Source organism: Oleiphilus sp. HI0043 (assembly GCF_001634935.1).
Map to the genome: position 1 here is coordinate 1 of NZ_LWEY01000478.1, position 1,204 is coordinate 1,204.

A 1,204-nucleotide genomic window follows, 5' to 3' on the forward strand; every position below is an offset into this window, starting at 1 on the left:
GCTGCGCTACATCCCGAACGGTGTGAAACAAGAATTTGTTCACCAGGTTGATACTAGGTATCAGCTTACATGGGGGTAATCGACGGGTTTTAGGCCTGTCGACTTAAGTCGCGGGTATAATACCTTATGACGCTTTAGAAATAAATAAAAAACGCCGATAGTATCGGCGTTTTTTAAGATTACCTTATTACTTGAAAGCTTAGCTGTTTAGTACGTCTAAAACTTCTTCAAGCTCAGTGATCATTTGCTTGATCAATTCAGAGTTTTGCCCTGCAGGGCCCTCATCACCTTCATTGTGCAGTTTTTGCTTGGCACCACCGATGGTATAGCCTTGATCGTACAATAAACTACGAATTTGACGAATAGTCATGACGTCCTGGCGCTGATAATAACGACGATTTCCACGACGCTTTACCGGTGACAGTTCATCAAACTCTTGCTCCCAATAACGTAGAACATGAGCTTTGACTCCACATAAGTCGCTTACTTCTCCAATAGTGAAATAGCGCTTACCCGGAATCGGGGGTAATTCATTATTGTGACTGGGTTCCAGCATATTCTTCTACTTTTGCCTTTAATTTTTGTCCGGGTCTGAAAGTAACAACGCGTCTGGCAGAAATAGGAATTTCTTCACCAGTTTTAGGGTTACGTCCAGGCCTTTGTTTCTTATCGCGTAGGTCAAAATTACCGAAGCCAGATAGCTTCACCTGTTCATTGTGACCTAGGGCTCCAACAATTTCATCAAAGAACGCTTCCACCATTTCTTTGGCTTCGCGCTTATTTAGTCCAACTTCGTCGTATAGGCTTTCGGCCATATCAGCTTTTGTTAAAGCCGCCATGCGCTAGCTCCTTAATTTAGCTCCAAACTTAGCACTGAGTGCTGACACAATACGCTCAAAGGACTCGTTGATTTCTTCATCATTAAGAGTGCGATCACTTCGCTGCCATACCAGACCGAGGCCTAGACTCTTTCCGTTTTCAGCAAGATTATCACCTGAATAAACATCAAACACATTGAGATTAACCAGGTCTTCACCGGCATTATCTCTAACAATCTGCTCAACGTCTCGGAACGGTATCTCGTGATCGATCAATATTGCCAAATCCCGTCTAACTTCTGGGTATTTTGACACGCCATCAAAACTCGGCACTTGTCCTTGAACGGTTTCAATTAAGCATAGTTCAAACAAATAAACTGAGCCAT

At 43.1% G+C, this 1,204-nt stretch carries 2 protein-coding genes and 1 pseudogene; all 3 read right to left on the bottom strand.

The window, feature by feature from the left end; all coding sequences use genetic code 11:
• Positions 1 to 199: 199 nt before the first annotated feature.
• Positions 200 to 556, bottom strand: coding sequence for a MerR family transcriptional regulator (locus A3729_RS06035; protein WP_068507650.1), 357 nt, complete (start codon positions 554 to 556; stop codon positions 200 to 202).
• Positions 534 to 839 carry an integration host factor subunit alpha gene (ihfA, locus tag A3729_RS06040; RefSeq protein ID WP_068507652.1) on the bottom strand — a complete coding sequence of 102 codons (306 nt, stop codon included), beginning with the start codon at positions 837 to 839 and terminating at the stop codon, positions 534 to 536. The genes A3729_RS06035 and ihfA overlap by 23 nt, the downstream gene beginning before the upstream one ends.
• Before the next feature lie 3 nt (positions 840 to 842).
• A pseudogene (locus tag A3729_RS06045) lies at positions 843 to 1,204 on the bottom strand (phenylalanine--tRNA ligase subunit beta); the annotation flags it as partial.

Bases quoted from the DNA above. Each gene is read 5' to 3' on its own strand.
- ihfA (WP_068507652.1), bottom strand. From the start codon at position 839: ATGGCGGCTTTAACAAAAGCTGATATGGCCGAAAGCCTATACGACGAA.
- A3729_RS06035 (WP_068507650.1), bottom strand. From the start codon at position 556: ATGCTGGAACCCAGTCACAATAATGAATTACCCCCGATTCCGGGTAAG.